Origin of the sequence: Metabacillus crassostreae (assembly GCF_016908395.1) — a bacterium.
Taxonomy (GTDB): Bacteria; Bacillota; Bacilli; order Bacillales; family Bacillaceae; genus Metabacillus; species Metabacillus crassostreae.
Genome location: NZ_JAFBDU010000006.1, coordinates 66,283 through 84,225, shown reverse-complemented (window position 1 = coordinate 84,225; position 17,943 = coordinate 66,283). Strand labels below are relative to the sequence as shown.

Here is a 17,943-nt window from a genome sequence, read left to right as displayed (position 1 = left end):
AGAAGCTATGTTTATACAAGCAAAAAAGGGGAATAATAAAAGCATAAGGCTTTTTAGTATCCCCCCCTTTTGTTTCTCTATATTTGGCTGACCTTTATTGGTCAGCTTTTTTAAATTTTATTTTCTACGAATCTTTGCATTCTTCTTAATGCTTCCTGTAACTGTTCTAAAGAAGATGCATAAGAACATCGAATATAGCCTTCACCACTATCACCAAAAACATTGCCTGGTACAACAGCTACCTTTTCTTCTAGAAGAAGCTGCTCAGCAAATTCTTCTGACGTTAGATTTGTTTTCTTTATTGAAGGAAATACATAAAATGCTCCACCAGGTACATGACATGTTAAATCCATTTCATTAAGAGCACTTACAACTAAATTTCTTCGTTGTTTGTATTTCTTTTTCATATAAAGAACATCTTCTCGACCATTTTTCATTGCTTCAATAGCTGCATATTGTGCCATAGTAGGTGCACACATCATTGAATATTGATGAATTTTCAACATTTCACTTAGAAAATCCTTATGAGCAGCGATATATCCTAATCTCCAGCCTGTCATAGCAAAGCCCTTTGAAAACCCGGAAACAAGAATCGTTCTTTCAGCCATACCATCAATTGATACAAAGCTAGAATACTCATGATCATATGTTAACTCAGCATAAATCTCATCTGATATAACAAGCAGATCATGCTTCTCAATGATTTCAGCAATTTTTACAAGCTCTTCATGTTCAAGTACTGTTCCAGTTGGATTACTTGGTGAGCATAAAATAATTGCTTTCGTTTTCTCAGTAATAGCTTTTTCTAGTTCAGCTGGCTGCAGTTTAAACTCCATTTCACCACTTGTTTGTACTGAAACTGGGACACCACCCGCTAATGAAATTAAAGAAGAATAAGATACAAAGCTAGGTTCAATTACTATTACTTCATCACCTGGATTTACAATTGCTCTTAATGCAACATCAAGTGCCTGACTTGCACCAACGGTTACTAATATTTCTTCCTTTGGATTGTAAGAGACTTTTGCTTTTCCTTGTAAATAATATGCAATCTCTTCTCTTAGCTCCAATAAACCAGCATTAGCCGTATAAGACGTAAAGCCTTGTTCAAGAGAAAGAATAGATGCTTCTCTAACAGACCATGGTGTAACAAAGTCTGGCTCTCCTACACCTAATGAAATGACACCTTCCATGCTTGCAGCTAAATCAAAAAACTTTCTAATTCCTGATGGCTTTAAATCCTTTACTGTTTTAGAGATGTAATGAGAGGGCTCAATCATGGTGACACCACAATCCGCTTATCCTCATCATCTTGTTCAAATATAGTGCCATCATGTTTATATTTCTTTAAGATAAAATGAGTTGTAGTTGATAATACAGAATCTAGCGTTGAAAGCCTTTCAGAAACAAAGTGAGCTATATCTGACATTGATTTTCCTTCAATAATAACAGAAAGATCATATGCTCCTGACATTAAATAAACAGATTTCACTTCTTTAAAACGATAGATACGGCTAGCAATATCATCAAAGCCTACGCCACGTTTTGGTTGGACTTTCACATCAATCATGGCTTTAACACCTTCATGGCCATCTACTTTGCGCCAATTGACTTGTGCTGTATAATCAACAATTATTCTTTGATCTTCAAGATTTCGGATTATTTCTTTTGTCTCAGACTCAGATAAGTCAATCATTTTTGCTATTTGATCTGCAGACAATCGACAGTCGTCCTCCAGAATTTCTAATATCTCAACTTCTTTTTCGCTAAACTTCATTGCCAACACTCCTACTTTTTAAATCTTCAGATAATTATAACACCTAATAACTCGTTTTTCATATGTTTCACTTAAAGAAATACGGGTAGATTTTACATGTGTAAATTAACATTTTTCGGTCAAAATAAAAGAAACTTTTAACCTCATTGTTTATGTTAATTTAAATGTTTATCGAACGAACGACCAAGTCCACCTTGATATCCCTTACTTCATTTTAGTCTCAATATCCCTTACAAATACCTCGCTCTGGTAAAATAAAAAGCATATGAAAGAAATAGATTAATTTGACTAAATCAACATTTTATCATAAGGACAAATTTATATATATATAATGGAGTGAATGTTTATGGAAAAAGGTCATTTTTATTGCAGTAAAATGAACATTCTTGGTGTTAACGTTCATTATGAAGTGTATGAGCGGGATCGTCTAAATCCTGTGATTGTATTAATTCATGGATTTCTATCCTCTAGCTTCAGCTTTCGTAAAATTATTCCTTTATTAGAAAAGGATTTCACCATTTTAGCTATTGATCTACCGCCATTTGGTAAAACTGAAAAATCCACAAAATTTGTTCATTCTTACACAAATATGGCCAGAGTTGTCATTGAGCTAACCCAAGCTTTACAGATCTCAAAGGCATATCTTGTTGGACATTCCATGGGTGGACAAGTTTCATTGAATGCTGCAAAACAACGACCAGATTTATTTGAGAAGGTTGTTCTTTTATGTAGTGCAGGTTACACGAAGGGTGTTAGCCCCACCCTTAAATTTGGTTCCTATGTTCCTTATTTTTATTTATGTATTAAGCATTGGCTAGCTAGTCAAGGCATTCTAAAAAATTTAAATAATGTGGTTCATGATCAAAGTCTGATTGATCAAGAAATGATGGATGGTTATATGGAACCATTTACAGATGATCGAATTTTTATGGCATTAAATAGAATGATTCGTGATCATGAGGGAGACCTTCCAGCTGAAGAACTAAAATTAATTGAACAGCCAAGTTTGCTAATCTGGGGAAACGAAGATAAAGTCGTACCTATACAAATTGGAGAAAGATTGAAAAAAGATTTACCTAATTCATCATTTGTGTCTTTTAAACATACTGGTCATCTTGTTCCAGAGGAAAAACCAGAGCATGTATCAGACAAAATTGGAAACTTCATCTTTCAAGCTCAATGATTCTTAAGGCAAAATGTAACATTAAGTATACATCTTGCCTTTTTCTCCTTAATAACTACTTATATTTCACAACTTGAATTATCTTTTATAGTAAAGAGCTTTACAGCTAGATCTTCACATATCTGTAAAGGAATAACTTCTTCAAATGAAAACTCATAGATAGCTTGTATTTTTCTAGCAAGCTGCTTAACCTCTTCATATGCATAAACTGCTTGCAACACATCAACGACTTCTGTTTCATAGCTTCCTTCACCATAGCCTAATGGATCCCACTGTAATAATAGTTCCATTAATTTAATATTAGTGTGCTGTGCATCCATTTTTTTCACCTTTATGATCTTATTTTTTGCACTGCCATTGTAACACACTTATGATGGAAGTAGTAATTGACGATTCAAGCAAATTTTTAATCAAAGGAGTGGTTCGTGTGAATCGTTTTGATAAAGTAATCAATCGTAAAAACACTAACTCTGTAAAATGGGATTTTTCAAAAAACATCTTTGGAGTAGATGAAGTCCTGCCAATGTGGGTTGCCGATATGGACTTTCAAGCTCCTGATGAAATTATTGATGTCCTCCATTCACGTGTTGATCATGGAATCTTTGGATATACAATGTCTGGCACAAGTATGGAAAAAGCTATTCAAGAGTGGGTTAAAAATCGTCATAGTTGGGATATCGACCCAAAAATCATTACATATAGCCCAGGTATCGTTACTGCCATTAGCTTGGCAATTGAAGCATTCACTTCTGAACAAGACAAAGTTGTTGTTCAATCACCTGTTTATTATCCGTTTTTCGAGATTACTAAAAAACATAATCGAGAAGTTCTTTATAACCATCTTCATTTAGATAATAATTTTCGTTATGATATCAATTTTGCCGATTTAGAGGAAAAGTTATCTGATCCCCAAACAAAATTATTTATTTTATGTAATCCACATAACCCTAGTGGTCGAGTATGGAGTAAAGAAGAACTAACGAAAATAGGTAATCTTTGTGTAAAACACAATGTACTCATTTTATCTGATGATATTCACTCTGATTTATTATTATTTAACAGTAAATATACACCAATTGCATCCATTAATGAGCAAATAGCCAATCAAACAATAACCTTTATTGCACCTAGTAAAACATTTAATCTAGCAGGTCTTCAAGCTTCAGTAGCACTCATCACTAACGATTCACTAAAAAAAAAATACAATGAAGTGAAACAAAAATTTGGTCTTATGATGATCAATACACTAGGGCAAGAAGCAATGGAAGCAGCCTATACGTACGGAGAAAAATGGCTAAATGAACTTTTAGAATATTTAGAAGGAAATGTCATTACAATTGAAGAACACATAAAAACGCATTTACCAAATATTAAAGTAATGAGACCTGAATCTACTTACTTGATCTGGTTAGACGCAAGAGCACTAGGTAAAACAGATGATGAACTTAAAGACCTTTTACTAAAGAAAGGTAAATTAGCCTTAGAACCTGGATCTAAATTCGGTGAAAATGGAGCAGGCTTTCTAAGAATGAATATTGCGTGTTCAAGGACAACAATAATGGATGGATTAGATAGGCTAGTAACTGCATTTAAAGAATATTAATCGTTTTGAAATAGTATATTTTATTCTTTTATGCGAGACTGGGACATAAGTATTTAAGCTAATGATAAACCCGATATATTTAGGAGATATTTCAATTAATTATTCGCCTAATTTTTCGGGTTTTTATTTGCTGTCTTCAATAGTTTTCTTGATTTTGCATACTTTTTTTAAGAGCTAGTGAATGGAGCGGAAGACATTTGACTCCTGCGGGTGCAGAGGCTTAGCTTCCTCCACGGTGAATCTTTTGTCTGCAGCGCAATGGAACGAACTTGTTTCTTTCAACTTAACTGAATTTAGATTTATTCGTTTTTTTATAACATCTTTAATTATGTCCCAGCCTTCTATTTCATGTATTTAACAGATATATTGATTTTGAATATTTGACACTTCTTAAAAAAGTAATTAATACCCTTTACTTCACTAAAAAAATTGCTTGAAATGAACATCTCACTTTAATAGCTCGATTACTGTAAAATTTTATTAAAAAATTGAGGATTTTGGCATAAACTGGTGATATAATTAGGGGACTAATCTATAAAGTGGTGACCTTTGAATGGATTTAATAAAAGATATCTTTTTACAAGTAGCATTTATATTATTCCCTATCTTTAGTTACCATCTATTTTGGTTAAGTAAAGATCCTTCACATGTACTTAAGCCAAATAAAGTGATTATAACAATAAGTACTGCCACTTCTTCTTTATTATGTATCATATGGCCGATTGAAATAGTTGATGGCATAGTCTTTAACCTTCAAGCAATTCCACTTTTTATTAGCTTTGTATATGCTGGGAATTTAGCAGGCTTTTTAACACTTTTAACAACCTTTGCTTATTTAATCCATTCCCTTAACTTCCAATGGTTTCATTTCTTATTGTTTATTTTAGCTTATTCAATTTACTCGATCTCAATGAAGAAAAATTGGCATAAAAAGCGAATCAAACAAAAGTTATTTTCATCATTTCTATACGGGGTTTATATATTAGTAATTGCATTATCTAGCTTCACTATTGTAAGCGCTTTAAACTTTTATCATACTTCAGTAGTAAACTTAGTAACTCTCAGTGTGTCTATTATTATATTAACTTTCATTTTAATGATTGCCATCTATTTGATTGAATATATGAGAGAAAATGCTTTATTGCGAAATGAACTAGTAAAAGCAGAAAAACTCTCAATAGTTAGTGAGCTGGCAGCAAGTGTTGCCCATGAAGTTCGAAATCCTTTAACTGTTGTAAGAGGCTTTATTCAGCTGATTGGCAATTCAACAGATACAAACATCATTCAGAGGAAAGAATATATGGATCTAGTCATTTCAGAGCTTGATCGTGCACAATCTATTATAACTGATTATTTAAGTTTAGCTGGTAAGGATTACATATCGAAAGAAAAAATACATCTTACAAATACATTAAGAGATTTAACGATACTTTTAACTTCATATGCAAACTTTAAAGCAGTAACATTTGATTATAATATTGATGATCATATTTATGTATTTGGTGATGAAACAAAATTAAAACAGGTGTTTATAAATATCATGAAAAATTCAATAGAAGCAGTTCCTGAAGCTGGAGGTTTAGTAACAGTAAAAACAATTTTAAAAGAGGAAAACATTATTGTGAAAATAACGGACAATGGAATTGGAATGACAAAAGATCAAATTGCAAGGCTTGGCGAGCCTTATTATACGTTAAAAGAAACGGGCACAGGTCTTGGTTTAACTGTTACATATTCGATACTAAAAAATCATGGTGGTACTATTCGATATCATAGTGAACTAAACAAAGGTACTTGTGCAATCGTTACCTTACCTTTGTTTAAGGAAAATCTATTAATAACTTCTAATCAGCATTTTGATAAAAAAGAAACAGGTCAACTTGGTAGTTAAATCAGTTAACCTGTTTTTTTGCTTTTTTATTCCTCTTCAGGAGGAGTTACTTCTTTTTTGTCTTCTCTTTTTGCTTCTTCTTCAGTAATTTCTCCACAAGCAATACGAGCTCCTGAATCACCTGATGGCTGTGTCATACCATCATCTTTACCTTCAGTTATCACAATGCTTGTTCCTTCTACTCTTAAAAGAGAGTTCTTCTTCCCACTTTTTAAAGTCAATTGAGGAGCTTGCAATTGAGCATCCACCTTACCATCTTCAGCAATTATATTTGGAAGATCTCCAGCATGTGCTCCTTCTGGATGTAATAACCCATGCATAGATTCATCAGGATTAAAATGATTTCCAGCACTTTTAAAATCTGGTGCTTTGCATGTTCCTTTTTCATGGATATGCAACCCATGCTCTCCCGGAGGAAGGCCTTCTAGTAAAACAGTTAACTCAACACCTTCAGATACTTCATCAACTTTAATAGTTCCTAGAGAATCACCAGCAGGATTAAACATTTCGACTTCCATTTTTGTGATTTCTTTCTCCATACAGCCTGCTAAGATGAAAGAAATAAGAAATAACAATAATAAGTTACGTTTCATAATACCCTCCATTTAATATGTTGGCTAAAGGGTATTTTTTGTATATTTAATTGTTTTTATGCAGGATATTATAAGAATTTATCTATACTCAGCTAAAAGTGATCTAAAGGATACTTTGTCTACACTCCTATTGATCACTTGCTGTCTTTCTTTTCATTAGCTTGTTTAATAAGATCATCAACTTGACCTTGTTCTTTTTTTGATAATTTCACAATATATCGAAATGCAAAAATAGCCAAGATTGTAAAGACACCCATCGTTATTGCGGCTGGCAAATATTCGGACTTATCTTCTGGAAAATATAAAAATAAACCTATAAGTGGAATGTATAGTTCCAAATAACTCACGACCTTTCTTTGTACATACTATAGCAAGTTTTTATCAGAATCACTAGTCTATTAAAGGTCTAAATCTAAAATTCCATAAAACGTTCATACATTACGTTTTACAGTTCCTCATGGTAGTATATAAGAGTGTATATTATGCAAGGGCAGCGAGGTAAAACAACAAGCACGTTCCTCCTTCGCTTCAATACCACAAGGAACTAATATAACAGCATTAAAAAAGAAAAGGGAAAGAGGTGCTGAATTTAATGGAAGAAATAAAAATTGGTGATATCGTCACAGGAATCTATAAAACTGGGAAGTATATTGGCGAGGTTACAGATATTCGTCCTGCTCATTATTTAGTTAAAGTTAAAGCTGTTTTAAAGCATCCACAACAAGGTGATTTACATAACCCCAAACAAGTAGATGTACAATTCTTTCACGAACGAAGAGCATTAGCTTTAAATGAACAAACAAATATACCTAAACAAATGGTAAAGCCTTTTGAACAGGATATACCTGATTATCATGATTCATTAAAGGAAGCCATCACAACTTGTAAGCTTGAGCTTACAGAAAAAGCTACTCCTTGGGCAACGGAATCCTTAAAAAAAATAGAGAATTTAGAAAAAGATTATTTTCCAGCACGCTAACATAATTACACCTTACTCAATAACAATAGATACGACACTGTTTGTCGATACATATTGTTATTGAGTAAGGTTTTTAGGTAAAACGTTTTTTTAAAACGTTGATGTTTCTAATATTTCTAAGTAATAGCAATGTATCAAGTATAGTATTATCTTGGAAAACGTTTATGTTGCATAGTTCTTTAATACCTTTGATAAGTCAATTCTATCACCTATGGTTGGTGGGCTAGGCTTTTGCAGGTACCTCTTATCTTCTTCAACCAATTTAAATAAGTTGTAAGTAGTCATTGCATCATCCAAAGCACAATGATGCTTTCCGGTCGCTTTTTTACCATAATCCTCGACTGCTTTCCATAAGCCAGTTTGATTACGATCTCCAAAAAACTTCTTATACTCCATTGATAAATCTCTATATTTTCCATTGAAAGGAAACTCTAAATTGTTCATCTGACAATTTTGACGAAGTACCTTCATATCCATGTTACCCCAAGTAATTACTGTGACAGGTTGGGTATAATTATAATTCTCTAATACCTTTATCAGCTCATTAAAGGTTATTCCATTATCAATCCTTTCCTGAGTGATTTGTAGAAAGGTTTTACAACGTTCAGTTAGTTTTGGGAAGTTGTTCGGTCTAACAAATGAGGAGTATTGGTCTTGTATTATTTGGTTTACAACAGAAACAATTCCTACTTCAATTATTTCTGGGTAAAACCCTTTTGGATTAGACTTTCCTTCTGGCATAGTGAATTCAAAGTCAATAAACAATAAATGATCTAGATTTGCCAACTTATCTGTCCCTCCCTTCTAAATATGATGAAAATTTTGTTTCTATTATTATATCATCGTAGCCAGAGAAAGAACTTAAATATTCAAAAAATAATGAAATACCCCTTGACTATTTTTATCTTTACACGACATTTATCTCTTAAAAATATATTCTTCAGAATCATAAATTAGGCTTAATTTCTAAGATTTTAACGTATTCATTCAAACGAACCTATGATGAAATGGTAAACTACCTCTATATCCAAAATGTAACATGTATGAATGAAAAAAATTTCTGCTTCATTTTTAAATTAAATAGTACAATAGGAATAGAAAATTATTTACTTTAGAAAGAATGTGAAGAACATGAGAAATTTATTTGGATGGTTTTGTGTTCTTTTTATGGTACCTGTGTTCCTTTTATGCGGTTTAGCTGCAGGCAAAGAATCAGAAGCTATAAAAGGATTAGGTACTGTATTAGATGAGAAAATACCAATAGACTCGATGAAATTGGCCCAAAATAGTTATATATTTGATCGCGATGGCAGACTGATCTCAGAAATGACATCATTACAACAAAATCGGATTTTTACAAAATATGAAGATATTCCTGATCTAGTAAAAACCATATATATCTTATCTGAAGATCAACGCTTTTTTGAACATATTGGTTTTGATGCTGAAGGAATGATAAGAGCTGTAATTATTAATGCAAAAACACAATCTGTTGAGCAAGGAGCTAGTACAATTACTCAGCAGCTTGCAAGAAATGTGTATTTAACACATGAACAAACCTATAACCGTAAACTAAGTGAGCTTCTATATTCTTACCAAATAGAAAAGAGCTTCACGAAAGAACAAATTCTTGAAGGCTATTTAAATGCAATTTATTTTAGTAATGGAACATACGGCATTGGAACAGCTTCTACCTATTACTTTAGTAAACAAATCCAAGAACTAAACACAGCACAACTTGCATTCATAAGTGCTATTCCAAATAACCCGACAATGTATGATCCAATAAAAAACTTTGATGCAACTAAGGAACGACAAATAAGATTACTTAACATGCTTCATAGTAATGGAGTCATTTCTAAGGATGAGTTGGAAAGTGCCATTGACTTTCCTATTAAGCTATCGATAAAGAAGCGCACAGACACACAACCAGATTATGTAACATATGTGCATCATGAATTAAAGCAATTAATATCAGTAAAAGAAGGTTATCTAAAAGGAACGAAAGATGGAGAAAACAAAGATACAATTGAAAACCAAATCGATGAAAAAGTTAACCAAATAGTAAGCAATGGAATAATTATTCATACTGCTTTAGACACAAATCTCCAGCATAAGCTCACTGAATCGATTTCTAAGCATCTTCCCTTTGATGAAGTTCAAGGAGCTGCCGCTGTCATTGATCATCAAGCACATACGATCATTGCGTTATCTGGTGGAAAAAAATATGAAAAGTTTGATTTTAACAGAGCATATCAAGCATATCGACATCCTGGTTCTGCAATTAAGCCTCTTCTTGATTATGCGCCTTATATTGATCTTACAGGAGCAACAGCAAATTCTAAAATAGACGCTAGTGAGTTTTGTAAAAATGGATATTGTCCGAAAAATTATAGTGAACGAAACTATGGGATGGTTACACTAGAAACAGCATTAAAATACTCATACAATACGGCAGCTGTCCGAATGCTTGATTCAATTGGTATAGAAAAAGGATTTTCATATTTAACTCCTTTCCAATTTAGTAAAGTAACGAAAGAAGATTATAAGCTTCCTGCTGCAATTGGAGGATTTGATTACGGTGTTTCACCACTTGAGCTTACAAATGCATATACAACCTTCGCAAACAACGGGTTATATTATAAAAACCATGCAATTACAAAGATAACAGATTTAAATGGTAAAACTCTTTATCAATGGAACGAAGAGCCTGTCCGAGTTTGGAAGGAATCCACGAATAACCAAATGAAGGATTTGCTTGCTTCTGTTGTCAAAAGTGGAACAGGACAAAAGGCAAATGTTTCTTCCAGTTATGTTGGTGGAAAAACAGGTACATCAAATGAATATAAAGATTTGTGGTTTGCTGGATTAACAGACAAATATACTGCAGCTGTATGGGTAGGCAAAGATGAACAGGGTAATGTTAGTTCGATCTATTCAAATGGTCCACAAATGCTTATATGGAAAGAAATCATGAAATAGATAAATCTAATCTTACTGGAGGGCAAAATAATGATAAAAGATATAGAAGGACCTATACTTTTATTTGATGGTGTTTGCAATCTTTGTAACAAAACTGTTCAGTTTATCATTCGTGCTGATAAGAAGGAATTATTTAAATTCACGTCACTTCAATCCACAACTGGGCAAAGCCTTCTTACCAAAGTGAAGCTTCCAACAAGTCATTTCGACAGCATTGTCATGATAGAAGATGGTAAAGTGTACACAAAATCTACAGCCGCCTTAAAGGTATGCAAAAAACTCGGTGGAATATGGCTATTTTTATATCCACTTATGTTAATTCCCAAACCATTTCGAGATGGTATCTATCAGCTCATAGCAAAAAACCGTTATAAATGGTTTGGAAAAAGTAATGACTGTATGCTTCCTTCACCAGATATCAAAAAACGATTTCTATAAAAACTCAAAAGCATGATCAATGACTTTACTCAATGATCATGCTTTTTAATTTGTCTATTATATTCAACTTTCACTTTTAAAGGCTACAGTTACCAAAACTAACTAAAGTATTCCTACCTTTACACAGGTAAACTTGCCATTACACTATTGTATAATCTAAAGCTTATGTAAAGTGTGCCTAGAATAAAGATAAACCAAAATAATACATGAAATAGCACTAAACCTATTAAAGAAGGTGAAGTGAGTGATGCACTTATTTTATAAACGACATAAACAAAATAACCAAGCGTCGAAATGAGGAATAGACCCATAATGATTATTGGGTATTGTATCGATAGTAAAGACAAAGTGCCCCCAATAACATAAATGATTGAGCCTCCCCTTATCTTTGTAAGGTTTTCCCCTGCTACGTCCTTAGAAAAAAACAATAACGATAGCTCAGTAACTGTATTTGCAATTAATTTCAAAGCAGAAAAAATCATAAAGTAGATTAATGCAAAAATAATAAATAGTGCCAGCTTTATTCCATTGTTCGAAAAAAACTCAAGCATCCCTTCGTATATACCAAGCAGTTGTAAATAATCAATTGCAAGCATTACTGTTGCTATTGATAAAGAAGTACTAAAAAGCAAAATTGTTATAAGTGGAAAATAACTAGTGAAATATGTATTTTTCATGCTCATCGACCCTAACTATACAATTGAATTTCTTCATCATTATGAAGTAGAGTATCGTATTTGACAAGAAATATATGACAAAATCCCTAAGCTTTTATATTTTATATAATAAGGATTAAATATATTTTTACTATATATTTTTTTGAAGCTTACCTTATAACAAGGAGGGAAATGTATGAAAATGCAGAAAATAAAAGCGTTTAAAAATTTAAGAGAAATAAGAGGAAAAACTACAAAATGTAGTAAATTTTTATATTAAACATTCAGTATCAATTGAAAAGACATTAACAATGAATAATAAAATATTCAAATTGATTTCCGCAGATATCCAGAAACAGAGGAAAATGAAGGACAGATTGAGGAATATGACTCAAATTCAATTTCATTCGATAAATATGATTTATATTATTATGACAATGAGAAAAATGAATTTTTAATTTTATCTAATATCGTAAAAATAAAGATGCTGAGCAATTTTTTAATGAGCAATCAGAAGAATTACACAAAGAAATTTAAAAATCTTCTTTAGTATTAGCCATGAGTATTCTTTCATTGGTCTAAAGCTAAATCACATCTTTTTTATACTAATTAACAGCTCTATATCAGGGTAAGATGACCGGGTTTTCCCGGTTTTTTTTGATTTAGCTTCTTTTCATATTTTGCTGAACTTTTTATGTTTTTAGCAACCACATTTATGGTTATTTAAGAACCACACGAACATACTCACGAGGTCTAAACTTCTCAAAGACAGTTATTTCGTCAATAGGTGTTTCTGTATCTGTTAACTCAATAATTGATTCTTCAAAAACAATTTGTTCAACATATTCTCTTCTTAATTTTTCATTTACAAGCCATGCACTCGTAAAAAGGGACAAAAAAACGCAACATGCGATAAAAACCTTCATTATATGCACAATATCACCTCAAGAATTATCATGCTCTGAGGTGTTAAATAATATACAAGTAAGCAGAAATTTGTTATCATTTTTATGTTCATATGAACTTGAAATGATCATTTTTTGATATTATTTCATAGTAGTACAAAATCTGGAACATACTATATAAGTAATAGAGCTAGTTCCACTTCTAATTATTTATACCCCAGATCAAAAACGATTATTTGGAAATGTTACTTAATCAAAACTGTAAGGAGGTTCAAAGATGTCATTACTACATGTGGCAATTTTATCACCATTTTTATTTGCCATACTTGTTCCATTTCTGTATAAATACTTTCGGAAAATTCATACAGGGTGGTTCGTTTTAGTTTTACCTGTTTTACTTTTTGCTTACTTTACCCAATTCATAAGCTCTAACATGAATGGTGAAACAATTAAGCAAACAGCAAATTGGATTCCTTCCCTAGGAATTAACTTTACTGCATACATAGATGGTTTGGGCTTGCTATTTGCCTTACTCATCACCGGAATCGGTGCCCTTGTTATTCTGTACTCGATCTATTATCTATCAAAGGAAAAAGAGCAGCTTAACACATTTTATGTTTACTTATTAATGTTCATGGGTGCCATGTTAGGCGTTGTTTTATCAGATAACTTAATTGTTCTTTATACGTTTTGGGAATTCACATCACTTTCTTCATTTCTATTAATTGGTTATTGGTACAAACGTGAAAAATCTAGGTACGGAGCACAAAAATCGATGCTCATCACGATTTTTGGTGGACTATTAATGCTCGGTGGATTTATCATGTTGTACATGATGACTAATACCTTTAGTATTAGAGAAATTATTGAAAAGGTTCCTGAAATATCACAGCATGAATTATTTATCCCAGCATTAGTTCTTATCTTATTTGGTGCATTTACAAAGTCTGCACAATTTCCATTTTACATATGGCTTCCTGATGCAATGGAAGCTCCAACACCTGTTAGTGCTTATTTACATTCAGCTACAATGGTTAAAGCAGGAATCTATATTGTTGCTCGCTTTAGTCCAGTATTTGCTGGTACTCCAGAGTGGTTTTGGATCGTATCTGCTTTTGGTATATTCACAATGTTCTGGGGTTCATTTAATGCAGTTAAGCAGACAGACCTAAAAAGTATTCTCGCTTTTTCAACTGTCAGTCAATTAGGAATGATTATGTCAATGCTTGGTGTAGGCTCGGCAGCACTAGCAATTGATTCAATTGACAATAGTGTTTACACTGTCGCAACTCTTGCTGCAGTTTTCCACTTAATTAACCATGCTACCTTTAAAGGAAGTTTATTTATGGTAGTAGGTATCGTTGATCATGAAACAGGTACACGTGATATCCGTAAGCTTGGTGGATTAATGAGCTTTATGCCCATTACATTTACCATCTCAATTATTGGAGCTTTTTCAATGGCAGGCTTACCTCCATTTAACGGCTTCCTAAGTAAAGAAATGTTTTTTACTAGCATGATACGTATTCTTGAAATGGATGTTTTTAATCTAGAAACACTCGGGCTACTATTCCCGATCATCGCTTGGATTGGTAGTATATTTACATTTATTTATAGTATGGTACTTGTTTTCAAAACATTTACCGGTAAATACCAGCCTGAAAAGCTAGAGAAAAAGCCACATGAGGCCCCAATCGGAATGCTAATTTCACCGATTATTTTGGCATCACTTGTGATTATTTTCTTCTTCTTCCCTAACATTCTGGCTTATACAATTATTGAACCGGCAATGGCATCAATCATTCCAGGGTTACTAGGTGATGAAAATCATTTTCATGTTCATATATATGCATGGCATGGTTTTTCCATAGAGTTATTTATGACATTAGGAGTTATTGCATTAGGTGTTTTAGGCTATTTCTTCCTAAGAAAATGGCGTGGTGTTTATAACTTAGTTCCTGAAAAACTTGCTTTAAATAAAGGCTATGATGCTGCATTATACACATTAGACAAATCAACTTTTAAAATCACAAGATTTTATATGACAGGTTTTATACGGGATTATTTAGCGATTATCTTTACGTTCTTTATCCTGATTTTAGGAACAACACTCATTTTGACTGATGGATTTTCTTTTTCTTTAAAAGGAACAGCACCAATTGGTATTTATGAAGCAGTTCTTGCAGTTGTTATGGTAATTGGTACGATAACTGTTCTTTTTGCAAAATCTAGATTAACAGCTATTATCGCACTGGGCTCTGTAGGATATTCATTATCTCTCTTCTTCGTTGTGTTTCGTGCACCTGACTTAGCTTTAACACAATTACTTGTTGAGACAGTTTCTGTTGCTCTCTTTTTACTTTGCTTCTATCACCTACCAGAATTTAAGAAAAAAGAGAAAAAGCTTAATTTTAAACTGACAAATTTAATTATTTCTTTAGGTGTTGGAGCAATTGTGACCTTGATTGCTTTGTCAGCAAACAGTCAACGTGTGTCAGAAACAATCTCTACTTACTTTATCGAAAACAGCTATAAGCTTGCTGGTGGTAAAAATATGGTTAACGTCATCCTCGTTGACTTTAGAGGGTTTGATACATTATTTGAAATTGCCGTATTAGGTATTGCTGGATTAGGAATATACAGCATGATTCGCTTAAAGGTTAGAAAGGGGGAAGAAGGGTGAAAAAAACGGATGTAAAAACAAATGACGTTATTTTTCAAACAGTTACAAAGGTAGTAGCGTTTATTATTATTATATACTCGTTACACCTCTTCTTTTCTGGTCATTATACACCTGGTGGTGGATTTATAGGTGGGTTGATGACTGCTGCAGCCTTTGTGCTGTTACTTCTAGCTTTTGATGTGAAAACTGTAGAAAAAACTTTAAATGTTGATTACATCAAAATGACTGCAACTGGTTTACTTATTGCAGTTCTTACTGGAATAGGTTCATTTTTCTATAATGTACCTTTCCTTACACAAACCTTTAGTTATGTAGATATCCCGTTACTCGGGAAAACGGCATTGGCTACAGCGGTTATATTCGACTTAGGAGTTTACCTAGTCGTGATTGGTGTCACAATGACCATTATTCAAACGATTGGAGAGAAGGAATAATGGAAGTATTAATGTCTATTGTTGTTGGTATATTGATTAGTGCTGCAGTTTACTTAATGCTATCTAGAAGCTTACTCAGAATTATTATCGGAACTGGTTTATTAAGTCATGGAGCTCATTTACTCATCTTAACAATGGGCGGTCTTAAAACCGGTGCTGCTCCATTACTAGGAGAAAATGCCAAAGTTTATGTTGATCCACTACCACAGGCTCTTATCTTAACAGCAATTGTTATAAGCTTTGGAGTGACATCATTTTTCCTAGTTCTTGCTTATCGCTCATATCAGGAGCTTGGAACAGATGATATGGATCAACTAAGGGGAAATGATCAATATGAATAATTTAATTATCTTGCCAATCGTCATCCCTTTCTTAGCAGGGATTATCTTAATCTTTTTTAATAAAAATATAAAAGCACAAAAGCTAATAAGTGCGTTTGCTTCTCTTCTGGCAATAGTGGTTTCTGGAATGGTTGTCCACACAGTTCATGTAAATGGTATACAATCGTTAGCAATAGGAAATTGGGAGGCTCCTTACGGGATCGTGCTTGTAGCTGATATGTACGCAAGTTTACTTGTGTTAACAACAAGTATTATTGGATTTACCGCATTACTTTTTGCCTTCTCTTCCATAACACCAGACAGAGAAAAATTTTATTTTTATCCTGTTGTGCAATTTTTACTTTTAGGTGTGACTGGAGCGTTTTTAACAGGTGATATCTTTAACTTGTTTGTTTTCTTTGAAGTTATGCTTATGTCTTCTTACATGTTGATTGTATTAGGTAGTTCAAAAATTCAACTTCGAGAATCCGTAAAGTATATCCTAGTTAACATTATCTCATCTGCTTTATTTGTAATTGCTGTAGCGTATTTATATGCAGTAACAGGAACACTTAATATGGCTGATTTAAGTGTAAAAATTGCCGATATGGGGCAAACAGGTATACTCACTGTTATCGCGATCTTATTTTTAGTGATATTCGGTTTAAAGGGTGCCATTTTCCCTTTATACTTCTGGTTACCTGGATCATATCAAGCTCCTCCAGCCGTTATTACTGCATTATTTGGAGCATTATTAACAAAGGTAGGAATTTACTCTATAACAAGAGTGTATACATTAATTTTTTATCATGAACCATCTTATACACACCAAATATTAGCTTGGTTAGCAGCATTAACAATTATCTTTGGTGTGATAGGTGCCATCGCCTATTGGGATATTAAGAAAATTATTATTTATAATATCATCACCGCTGTAGGTGTAATATTATTTGGGATTGCGGCAAATACACCAAATGCTGTTGAAGGCTCTATCTATTATTTGGTTCATGATATGATCATTAAAGGAGCATTATTTTTCTTAGTCGGTGCAATTATTGCCGTCACAGGTACAAGTAACTTACGCAAATTTAGTGGATTAATCTCTAGTCACCCTCTACTAGGTTGGATGTTCTTTATTGCAACATTATCACTTGCTGGAATTCCACCTCTTAGTGGATTTATTGGGAAGCTTAAAATCATACAAGGTGGCTTTGAAGCAGAAGAATTTACAATTTCATTTGTTGTTTTATTATCGAGCCTGCTCGTTTTATATTCAGTTATGAAAATCTTTATAAATGGATTCTGGGGTGAACCATCCAACGAAGAAGTATATAAGGAGAAATCGGTTAAAGGCATGATTGCTCCAATAGCAATCTTACTAGTATTATCGATTGCATATGGTTTTGGAATCGAATCAATTTCACCTTATATTTCACAAGCTACAGATACTCTGCTTGATCCTACAATTTATATTCAAGCAGTATTGAAGGAGTAGTGCA

General features: G+C 32.9%; 18 protein-coding genes. 10 read left to right on the top strand and 8 right to left on the bottom strand.

The genetic code is table 11. The features are described 5' to 3' along the window. Positions 1-110 precede the first annotated feature (110 nt). Positions 111-1,280, bottom strand: coding sequence for an aminotransferase (locus JOC75_RS16955; protein WP_204955178.1), 1,170 nt, complete (start codon positions 1,278-1,280; stop codon positions 111-113). After that, entirely contained in the window at positions 1,277-1,777 is a 501-nt protein-coding gene (locus JOC75_RS16950) for an Lrp/AsnC family transcriptional regulator (protein ID WP_204955177.1), read from the bottom strand. The genes JOC75_RS16955 and JOC75_RS16950 overlap by 4 nt, the downstream gene beginning before the upstream one ends. A 346-nt stretch (positions 1,778-2,123) precedes the next feature. Between JOC75_RS16950 and JOC75_RS16945 the strand changes: the two genes are divergently transcribed. Continuing rightward, positions 2,124-2,960 carry an alpha/beta fold hydrolase gene (locus JOC75_RS16945; protein ID WP_204955176.1) on the top strand — a complete coding sequence of 279 codons (837 nt, stop codon included), beginning with the start codon at positions 2,124-2,126 and terminating at the stop codon, positions 2,958-2,960. Positions 2,961-3,019: 59 nt separating this feature from the next. On the opposite strand, the gene JOC75_RS16940 is transcribed toward JOC75_RS16945, so the two are convergent. Continuing rightward, positions 3,020-3,280: a DUF1871 family protein gene (locus JOC75_RS16940; RefSeq protein ID WP_204955175.1), complete on the bottom strand. Its 261-nt coding sequence runs from the start codon at positions 3,278-3,280 to the stop codon at positions 3,020-3,022. Between the two features lie 107 nt (positions 3,281-3,387). Here JOC75_RS16940 and JOC75_RS16935 point away from each other — a divergent pair, with 107 nt between their 5' ends. Then, a complete protein-coding gene (locus JOC75_RS16935) occupies positions 3,388-4,563 on the top strand; it encodes a MalY/PatB family protein (RefSeq protein WP_338036601.1) in 1,176 nt (391 codons plus the stop codon). A gap of 553 nt (positions 4,564-5,116) precedes the next feature. Continuing rightward, positions 5,117-6,454, top strand: coding sequence for a sensor histidine kinase (locus JOC75_RS16930; protein WP_204955174.1), 1,338 nt, complete (start codon positions 5,117-5,119; stop codon positions 6,452-6,454). A gap of 26 nt (positions 6,455-6,480) precedes the next feature. Here the strand turns inward: JOC75_RS16930 and JOC75_RS16925 are convergent, their stop codons facing one another. Then, a complete protein-coding gene (locus JOC75_RS16925; RefSeq protein ID WP_204955173.1) occupies positions 6,481-7,047 on the bottom strand; it encodes a superoxide dismutase family protein in 567 nt (188 codons plus the stop codon). Positions 7,048-7,181: 134 nt separating this feature from the next. Continuing rightward, on the bottom strand, positions 7,182-7,385 hold the full coding sequence (locus tag JOC75_RS16920) for a hypothetical protein (RefSeq protein WP_239589540.1): 204 nt from the start codon (positions 7,383-7,385) through the stop codon (positions 7,182-7,184). Between the two features lie 254 nt (positions 7,386-7,639). On the opposite strand from JOC75_RS16920, the gene kapB reads away from it, so the two are divergent. Continuing rightward, entirely contained in the window at positions 7,640-8,026 is a 387-nt protein-coding gene (gene kapB / locus JOC75_RS16915; RefSeq protein WP_204955172.1) for a kinase-associated lipoprotein KapB, read from the top strand. A gap of 162 nt (positions 8,027-8,188) precedes the next feature. Here the strand turns inward: kapB and kapD are convergent, their stop codons facing one another. After that, complete coding sequence (gene kapD / locus JOC75_RS16910) at positions 8,189-8,767, bottom strand: 3'-5' exonuclease KapD (protein WP_204955334.1); 579 nt, start codon at positions 8,765-8,767, stop codon at positions 8,189-8,191. 390 nt (positions 8,768-9,157) lie between these two features. On the opposite strand from kapD, the gene JOC75_RS16905 reads away from it, so the two are divergent. Both JOC75_RS16905 and JOC75_RS16900 read left to right on the top strand, forming a co-directional pair. Then, positions 9,158-11,008 carry a transglycosylase domain-containing protein gene (locus tag JOC75_RS16905; RefSeq protein WP_204955171.1) on the top strand — a complete coding sequence of 617 codons (1,851 nt, stop codon included), beginning with the start codon at positions 9,158-9,160 and terminating at the stop codon, positions 11,006-11,008. Between the two features lie 27 nt (positions 11,009-11,035). Further along, positions 11,036-11,446, top strand: coding sequence for a thiol-disulfide oxidoreductase DCC family protein (locus JOC75_RS16900; protein WP_420828039.1), 411 nt, complete (start codon positions 11,036-11,038; stop codon positions 11,444-11,446). Between the two features lie 119 nt (positions 11,447-11,565). On the opposite strand, the gene JOC75_RS16895 is transcribed toward JOC75_RS16900, so the two are convergent. Together JOC75_RS16895 and JOC75_RS16890 are read right to left on the bottom strand one after the other, a co-directional pair. Then, positions 11,566-12,123 carry a DUF5366 family protein gene (locus tag JOC75_RS16895; protein WP_204955169.1) on the bottom strand — a complete coding sequence of 186 codons (558 nt, stop codon included), beginning with the start codon at positions 12,121-12,123 and terminating at the stop codon, positions 11,566-11,568. A 698-nt stretch (positions 12,124-12,821) separates the two neighbouring features. After that, positions 12,822-13,037, bottom strand: a complete 216-nt coding sequence (locus JOC75_RS16890) for a hypothetical protein (protein WP_204955168.1) — start codon at positions 13,035-13,037, stop codon at positions 12,822-12,824. Between the two features lie 247 nt (positions 13,038-13,284). Here JOC75_RS16890 and JOC75_RS16885 point away from each other — a divergent pair, with 247 nt between their 5' ends. The 4 genes from JOC75_RS16885 to JOC75_RS16870 are packed head-to-tail and all read left to right on the top strand — an operon-like array spanning position 13,285 to position 17,939. After that, entirely contained in the window at positions 13,285-15,690 is a 2,406-nt protein-coding gene (locus JOC75_RS16885; RefSeq protein ID WP_204955167.1) for a Na+/H+ antiporter subunit A, read from the top strand. Further along, positions 15,687-16,124 carry a Na(+)/H(+) antiporter subunit B gene (locus JOC75_RS16880; protein WP_204955166.1) on the top strand — a complete coding sequence of 146 codons (438 nt, stop codon included), beginning with the start codon at positions 15,687-15,689 and terminating at the stop codon, positions 16,122-16,124. The genes JOC75_RS16885 and JOC75_RS16880 overlap by 4 nt, the downstream gene beginning before the upstream one ends. Beyond that, entirely contained in the window at positions 16,124-16,465 is a 342-nt protein-coding gene (locus JOC75_RS16875; RefSeq protein ID WP_204955165.1) for a Na(+)/H(+) antiporter subunit C, read from the top strand. The genes JOC75_RS16880 and JOC75_RS16875 overlap by 1 nt, the downstream gene beginning before the upstream one ends. Further along, positions 16,458-17,939: a Na+/H+ antiporter subunit D gene (locus JOC75_RS16870; protein WP_204955164.1), complete on the top strand. Its 1,482-nt coding sequence runs from the start codon at positions 16,458-16,460 to the stop codon at positions 17,937-17,939. The genes JOC75_RS16875 and JOC75_RS16870 overlap by 8 nt, the downstream gene beginning before the upstream one ends. Positions 17,940-17,943: the final 4 nt, after the last annotated feature.